At 66.5% G+C, this 6,309-nt stretch carries 8 protein-coding genes; all 8 read left to right on the top strand.

Translation table 11 applies throughout. The features are described from left to right. Positions 1-4: 4 nt before the first annotated feature. Complete coding sequence (pstC, locus tag QRO91_RS21495; RefSeq protein WP_005412771.1) at positions 5-973, top strand: phosphate ABC transporter permease subunit PstC; 969 nt, start codon at positions 5-7, stop codon at positions 971-973. Then, complete coding sequence (gene pstA, locus QRO91_RS21490; protein WP_285310559.1) at positions 973-1,836, top strand: phosphate ABC transporter permease PstA; 864 nt, start codon at positions 973-975, stop codon at positions 1,834-1,836. Before pstC ends, pstA begins: the two co-directional genes overlap by 1 nt. Before the next feature lie 19 nt (positions 1,837-1,855). Then, positions 1,856-2,686: a phosphate ABC transporter ATP-binding protein PstB gene (pstB, locus tag QRO91_RS21485; RefSeq protein ID WP_005408788.1), complete on the top strand. Its 831-nt coding sequence runs from the start codon at positions 1,856-1,858 to the stop codon at positions 2,684-2,686. Between the two features lie 65 nt (positions 2,687-2,751). Next, on the top strand, positions 2,752-3,459 hold the full coding sequence (phoU, locus tag QRO91_RS21480; RefSeq protein ID WP_049444209.1) for a phosphate signaling complex protein PhoU: 708 nt from the start codon (positions 2,752-2,754) through the stop codon (positions 3,457-3,459). 257 nt (positions 3,460-3,716) lie between these two features. Next, on the top strand, positions 3,717-4,073 hold the full coding sequence (locus QRO91_RS21475; protein WP_049428737.1) for a hypothetical protein: 357 nt from the start codon (positions 3,717-3,719) through the stop codon (positions 4,071-4,073). Further along, on the top strand, positions 4,060-4,935 hold the full coding sequence (locus tag QRO91_RS21470) for a DUF692 domain-containing protein (protein WP_049428734.1): 876 nt from the start codon (positions 4,060-4,062) through the stop codon (positions 4,933-4,935). The genes QRO91_RS21475 and QRO91_RS21470 overlap by 14 nt, the downstream gene beginning before the upstream one ends. After that, complete coding sequence (locus QRO91_RS21465) at positions 4,928-5,683, top strand: DUF2063 domain-containing protein (RefSeq protein WP_049428732.1); 756 nt, start codon at positions 4,928-4,930, stop codon at positions 5,681-5,683. Before QRO91_RS21470 ends, QRO91_RS21465 begins: the two co-directional genes overlap by 8 nt. 26 nt (positions 5,684-5,709) lie before the next feature. After that, a complete protein-coding gene (locus tag QRO91_RS21460; protein WP_197620004.1) occupies positions 5,710-6,192 on the top strand; it encodes a DoxX family protein in 483 nt (160 codons plus the stop codon). The last annotated feature ends 117 nt before the right edge of the window (positions 6,193-6,309 follow it).

Here is a 6,309-nt window from a genome sequence, read left to right as displayed (position 1 = left end):
CCCCATGAATGCCATCGCCCAGCCTGTAGCCGCCCCGTCCACGCGTGATGCGCGTGATGCCCGCAACGACAAACTGTTCCGATGGGTGCTGGTCGGCACCGTCATCTTCGTCCTGATCGCCCTGGCCTGCGCCGCGCTTTCGATGCTGTGGGGCGGCCGCCATGCCCTGCAGATGCAGGGCCTGAGCTTCTTCTTCTCCGCCGACTGGAATCCGGTCGAAAACAAGTTCGGTGCGCTCGCCCCGATCTACGGCACCCTGGTCACCGCCGTCATCGCGATGGTCATCGCCGTGCCGGTCAGCTTCGGTATCGCTTTCTTCCTCACCGAAGTCGCGCCGCGCTGGCTGCGTGGCCCGGTCGGTACCGCCATCGAACTGCTGGCCGGCATTCCCTCGATCATCTACGGCATGTGGGGCCTGTTCGTGCTGGTGCCGGTGATGACCGAGTACGTCACCCCGTTCCTCAACGAGACCTTGGGCGAATGGCCGATCATCGGCCCGATGTTCCAGGGCCCGCCGCTGGGCATCGGCATGCTCACCGCCGGTTTCGTGCTGGCCATCATGGTCATTCCGTTCATCTCCTCGGTGATGCGCGAAGTGTTCCTGACCGTTCCGACCCGCCTGAAGGAATCGGCCTATGCGCTGGGTTCCACCAAGTGGGAAGTGAGCTGGGACATCGTGCTGCCCTACACCCGCTCGGCGGTGATCGGCGGCATCTTCCTCGGCCTCGGCCGCGCCCTGGGCGAGACGATGGCGGTCGCCTTCGTGATCGGCAACAGCGTGCGCCTGTCGCCGTCGCTGCTGGAACCGGGCACCACCATCGCCGCGCTGATCGCCAACGATTTCGGCGAAGCCACTGAAACCTACCGCTCGGCCCTGCTGCTGCTCGGCTTTGTCCTGTTCATCGTCACCTTCGTGGTGCTGGCCATCGCCCGCCTGATGCTGATGCGCCTGTCCCGCAAGGAGGGCAACTGATGTCCACCACCGCTGATTCGTTGTACCTGCGCCGCCGCATCGGCAATGTCGTTGCGATCACCGCCTCCTGCGCCACAGCGCTGTTCGGCCTGTTCTTCCTGGGCTGGATCCTGTTCACCCTGGCCTCGAAGGGCCTGGCCGGCATCAACTGGGATCTTTTCACCAAGATGACGCCGCCGCCGATGCAGGAAGGCGGCCTCGCCAACGCCTTCTTCGGCAGCGCGGTGATGTGTGCGCTGGCGATCGGCATCGGCACCCCGCTGGGCGTGCTGGCCGGCACCTGGCTGGCCGAGTACGGCGACGCCCGCAAGGCCGGCACCGTGGTCCGCTTCGTCAACGACATCCTGCTGTCGGCACCGTCGATCGTGCTCGGCCTGTTCGTCTACACCCTGTACGTGATGCAGACCGGCGGCAACTTCTCGGCGTTCGCCGGTGCCCTGTCGCTGGCCTTCATCGTGCTGCCGGTGGTGGTGCGCACCACCGACGAAATGCTGCGCCTGGTGCCCTCGCAGATGCGCGAAGCGGCGTTGTCGCTCGGCATTCCGCAGTGGAAGGTGATCGTGCAGGTTCTGTACCGCAGTGCATCAGCCGGCATCATCACCGGCATTCTGCTGGCGCTGGCGCGCATCTCCGGCGAAACCGCCCCGCTGCTGTTCACCGCCTTCGGCAACCAGTACTGGAACAACAACATCTTCCAGCCGATGGCCTCGGTGCCGGTGGTGATGAACCAGTTCGCCGGCAGCCCGTATGAATCCTGGCAGGTTCTGGCCTGGGCCGGTGCCCTGGTGCTGACTGTCTTCGTGTTGCTGGTCAGCCTTGCCGCCCGCGGCATCCTGCTGCGCAACCGTATCTCCCATGACTGACCTTTCCGTGGATAACGCCATGAACGACCTTTCCAACGCCGTGCCGATGCAGCGCATCGCCGTGCCGTCCTCGCACGAGAGCCTGCACACGCCGTCGCCGGTGAAGCTGGCTGCGCGTGGACTGGACTTCTACTACGACAAGTTCCACGCCCTGAAGGGCATCAACCTGGAGATTCCGGAAAAGCGCGTGACCGCGCTGATCGGTCCCTCCGGTTGCGGCAAGTCCACGCTGCTGCGCATCTTCAACCGCATCTACGCGCTGTACCCGAAGCTGGAAGCGCGCGGTGAAGTGCTGCTGGACGGCGAGAACATCCTGTCGCCGAAGTACCCGATGAACCGCCTGCGCAGCAAGGTCGGCATGGTGTTCCAGAAGCCGGTGCCGTTCCCGATGACCATCTTCGAGAACGTGGCCTACGGCATCCGCCACCACGAGAAGCTGAGCAAGGCCGACATGGCCGACCGCGTCGAGCAGGCGCTGCGCCAGGGCGCGCTGTGGGACGAAGTGAAGGACAAGCTGGGGCAGAGCGCGCTGGGCCTGTCCGGTGGCCAGCAGCAGCGCCTGTGCATCGCCCGTGCCGTGGCCCTGCGCCCGTCGGTGCTGCTGCTGGACGAGCCGACCTCGGCGCTGGACCCGATCTCGACCAGCCGCATCGAGCAGCTGGTGGAAGAGCTCAAGCACGAGTACACCATCGTCATCGTCACCCACAACATGCAGCAGGCCGCGCGCGTGTCCGACTACACCGCCTTCATGTACCTGGGTGACCTGATCGAGCACGACCGCACCGAAGTGATCTTCTCGCAGCCGTCGCAGCGGCAGACCGAGGACTACATCACCGGTCGCTTCGGCTGATCGACGCTGTTCCTTCGACATATGTCCCAGCCAGGCATGGCCTGGCTCTACCCGGATTGCAGACCATGAATCTTCCCAACGACCACATCGTCAAGAGCTACGACGAAGAGCAGCAGCGCCTGGTGGCCGAAATCGTGCGCATGGGCGAAATGGCCGTCGCCCAGCTCGAAGCGGCGATGGACGTGATCGAAAAGCGCGACGAGAACGCTGCCCATCGCATCATTGCCAATGATGAAGCGATCGACGCGCTGGAACAGCAGATCAGCCACGACGTGATGCGTCTGGCGCTGCGTGGGCCGATGGCGCGTGACCTGCGCGAGATCCTCGCAGGCCTGCGCATCCCGGCGGACATCGAGCGCATCGGCGACTACGCGGCCAACGTGGCCAAGCGCTCGATCGCGCTGGGCAAGGTGCCGCCGCTGCCGCAGATCCAGGGCCTGCGTGCGCTCGGCCGCCTGGCCGCGCAGCAGGTGCGCCGTGCCATCGCCGCCTACCGCGACAACGACGCCGACGCTGCACTGGAACTGCGCGAAGACGACGCGCGCCTGGACGCGCAGTACACCGCGCTGTTCCGCGAGCTGCTGACCTACATGATGGAAGACCCGCGCAATATCACCCCGTGCACCCACCTGCTGTTCATGGCCAAGAACCTGGAGCGCGTGGGCGACCACGCCACCAACATCGCAGAGAACGTGTGGTTCCTGGTGCACGGCGAGCAGCCGCTGCCGCCGCGTGAAAAGCGCGACGAGACCTCCAGCACCGGCCAGATCTGACGCTGCACTGCAACAACGGAGCTGGGTCCAAGGTGGCCGCTGTCCTGGTGACAGCGGCCTTCTTTTTTGGGGTATTCCCCCGCATTGTGGGCGCCGGGCTGGCCCGGTGCGGACCTTCCGGATGCTTCTGTAACAAACCTCACGAAAATTTGAGTTCTTGGCGAGGATTCGTTGAGTAGGATCGCTGCACCATCGTTTCCACCGGCATCCCTGCCGGCCACCCGGGCACCCGCCCACACCACCCAGGAGCACGACCGATGAGCAGTTCCAACAAGACCCTGTCCCTGCTGACTGCTACCGCCCTGGCCGCCGGCCTGGGCATGACCGCCAGTGCCTCGGCCCTGAGCATGAGCGACCTCGCCCAGGGCTACCTGGTGGCCGGACAGGCAGCCAAGGCCAGTACCGACGCCAAGGCCGCCGACACCAAGATGGCCGCTGACGCGACCAAGCATGCCGAAGGCAAGTGTGGTGCCGACGGCAAGACCGCCGAAGGCAAGTGCGGTGCCGACAAGGGCAAGGCTGCCGGTGCGGCAGCAGGCGCCAAGGCCAAGACCGGCGACAAGAAGGCGGCCGAAGGCAAGTGTGGCGAAGGCAAGTGCGGTGGCAAGCACTGACGTCCGCGCCAGCGTCGTCAACCCGCGGTTGCCGCTTCGTGCGGCGGCCGCAGGGTTGGGGCTGCGCCGGGCGCTGCTGCAGGAGCTGCGCGATGCACCGGCCGGCGATTTCGATTTCCTCGAATGCGCGCCGGAGAACTGGATCCATGTCGGCGGCCCCGCCGGTGACGCGCTGGCCGAGCTGGCGCAGCGCCATCCGCTGAGCTGCCACGGCCTGTCGTTGTCGCTGGGCGGCAGTGCGCCACTGGATACGCAGCTGTTGGAGCAGGTCGGTCAGTTCCTGGAAAAACACCGCGTGCCGCTGTACAGCGAACACCTGAGCTACTGCAGCGACGACGGCCACCTGTACGACCTGCTGCCGATTCCGTTCACCGATGAAGCAGTGCACCATACCGCCGCGCGCATCGCCCAGGTGCAGGACCTGCTGGCCCGCCGCATCGCGGTGGAGAACGTCTCCTACTACCTGGCGCCGGAGCCGGCGATGGACGAGCTGGCCTTCACCAATGCCGTGCTTGCCGAAGCCGACTGCGACCTGCTGCTGGACGTCAACAACGTCTACGTCAACGCCTGCAACCATGGTTACGACGCCGACGCGTTCATCGCTGGCCTGCCCGCAGACCGCATCGTCTGCCTGCACGTGGCCGGGCACCTGGATGAAGCGCCGGACCTGAAGATCGATACCCACGGCAGTGCGGTGATCGACCCGGTCTGGGCGCTGCTGGCGCGCACCTATGCGCGCATCGGCGCTCGCCCCACCCTGCTCGAGCGCGATTTCAATTTCCCGCCCTACGCCGAGCTGCGCGGCGAACTGCAGACCATCCGCCGCCTGCAGGCCGTGCACGCGGAGGCTGCATATGGCTGATACCCCCGACACGCTGCGAGCGCAGCAGTACGCGTTCACCGCACACCTGCGCGATCCACAGGCGGTGGCTGCACCGGCCGGGCTGGAACCGCGCCGCGTCGCGGTGTACCAGCGGCTGCTGTTCAACAACCTGCTCGGCCTGTTGAGCAACGGCTTCCCGGTCTGCGTGCGCCTGCTCGGCGAACCGGCCTGGAGCACGCTGGTCCGCCACTACTTCGCCACGCATCGCTGCCAGACGCCATTGTTCACCGAACTGGCTGTTGAATTCGTGCAATGGCTGCATGCGCAGCCGCAGCTGCCACACCCGGCGCTGGCCGAGCTGGCCCACTACGAGTGGGTGGAAACCGCGCTGTACCAGCTGGACGCCGGGCCGCTGCCGGTCGCGGCGGACATCGACCCGCTGCGGGTGCCGCTGCAACGCTCACCACTGGCCTGGCCGTTGCTGTACCAGTGGCCGGTGCACCGCCTCGGCGCCGAGGATGCACCCACCGAGCCACCAGCCGAGCCGACGGGCCTTCTTGTGCGCCGCGATGCCGACGGCGAGGTGCGGTTCGCCACGCTCAGCCCGCTGGCGGTGTACCTGCTGTCCAGCATCGGCGAACACCCTGGCCTCGATGGCCGCAGCTACCTGCAGCAGCTGGCCGCGGCGCATGGGTTGGCCGAGGACGCCTTGGCCGGACCCGGTGCCGCGTTGCTGCAGCAGTTCCTGCAGGCCGGCGTGATCGGCCCACTGCCGGCCCCCGGCTGACACCCCCTTCCCCCGGAGATCCACCGATGAAGCTTCCGACCCTGGCCACCGCGCGTGGCCAGCTGGACCGTCTCGCCCCCTGGTTGGCCCCGCTCGGCCTGCGCCTGCTGCTGGCCTGGGAATACTTCGAATCCGGCCGTGAGAAGCTGCACGGCCAGAACTGGTTTGCCGACCTGCAGGATGCCTTCCCGTTCCCGTTCGACCAGTTGCCGGCAACGCTGAACTGGCAGCTGGCGACCTGGTTCGAGCTGGTCGGCGCTGCTTGCCTGCTGTTCGGCTTCGGCACCCGATTTGCCGCCGCCAGCCTGCTGGTGCTGACAGTGGTGGCCACCTATGCGGTGCATTGGCCGATGGAGTGGAACTCGCTGGCCGACCTGGCCATGGGGTATGCGATCAGCGACCAGGGCTACGGCAGCTTCAAGCTGCCGGTGCTGTTCATGGCGATGCTGCTGCCACTGCTGTTCACCGGCCCCGGCAAGCTGAGCGTGGATGCGTGGTTGGCGCGTTGATCTCCCTCGGCCAGGCCTGCGCGGCCGACAGTCCGGTAGATGCCGACCTTGGTCGGCGCGCACCGTGCCAACCAAGGTTGGCACCCAACGGAATCCTGAGCGCGCGGTGGCCCGGTA

Origin of the sequence: Stenotrophomonas maltophilia group sp. Smal32 (assembly GCF_030237085.1) — a bacterium.
GTDB classification, from domain to species: Bacteria; Pseudomonadota; Gammaproteobacteria; order Xanthomonadales; family Xanthomonadaceae; genus Stenotrophomonas; species Stenotrophomonas maltophilia_Q.
This window is presented reverse-complemented; position numbering and strand designations above follow the sequence as displayed.

What these genes read in the sequence shown, in the direction of transcription:
- pstC (WP_005412771.1), top strand. Translation starts at nt 5, where the DNA reads ATGAATGCCATCGCCCAGCCTGTAGCCGCCCCGTCCACGCGTGATGCG.
- pstA (WP_285310559.1), top strand. Translation starts at nt 973, where the DNA reads ATGTCCACCACCGCTGATTCGTTGTACCTGCGCCGCCGCATCGGCAAT.
- pstB (WP_005408788.1), top strand. Translation starts at nt 1,856, where the DNA reads ATGAACGACCTTTCCAACGCCGTGCCGATGCAGCGCATCGCCGTGCCG.
- phoU (WP_049444209.1), top strand. Translation starts at nt 2,752, where the DNA reads ATGAATCTTCCCAACGACCACATCGTCAAGAGCTACGACGAAGAGCAG.
- QRO91_RS21475 (WP_049428737.1), top strand. Translation starts at nt 3,717, where the DNA reads ATGAGCAGTTCCAACAAGACCCTGTCCCTGCTGACTGCTACCGCCCTG.
- QRO91_RS21465 (WP_049428732.1), top strand. Translation starts at nt 4,928, where the DNA reads ATGGCTGATACCCCCGACACGCTGCGAGCGCAGCAGTACGCGTTCACC.
- QRO91_RS21460 (WP_197620004.1), top strand. Translation starts at nt 5,710, where the DNA reads ATGAAGCTTCCGACCCTGGCCACCGCGCGTGGCCAGCTGGACCGTCTC.